Origin of the sequence: Mycobacterium arosiense ATCC BAA-1401 = DSM 45069, assembly GCF_002086125.1 — a bacterium.
Taxonomy (GTDB): Bacteria; Actinomycetota; Actinomycetes; order Mycobacteriales; family Mycobacteriaceae; genus Mycobacterium; species Mycobacterium arosiense.
Genome location: NZ_MVHG01000372.1, coordinates 1 through 242 on the forward strand (window position 1 = coordinate 1; position 242 = coordinate 242).

Here is a 242-nt window from a genome sequence, read left to right on the forward strand (position 1 = left end):
GAGCGCAAGGGCGGCATCGCCGCCATCGCCGACGAGGTCTCGCGCCTGCAGGTGCAGACCCTCGACGAGAACTGCGACGACTTCGGCATCACCGAATTCAAGATGAACGACGTGCGCCAGGGCATCGTCCATGTGGTCGGTCCGGAGCAGGGCGCGACCCTCCCGGGGATGACCGTGGTCTGCGGCGACTCGCACACTTCCACCCACGGCGCCTTCGGCGCGCTGGCCCACGGCATCGGCAC

The 242-nt window shown here is 69.0% G+C and carries 1 protein-coding gene; it reads left to right on the plus strand.

The window, feature by feature from the left end:
- Positions 1 to 242: aconitase family protein (locus tag BST14_RS32230; protein WP_245845875.1), on the plus strand; the 242-nt coding region annotated here is incomplete at both ends.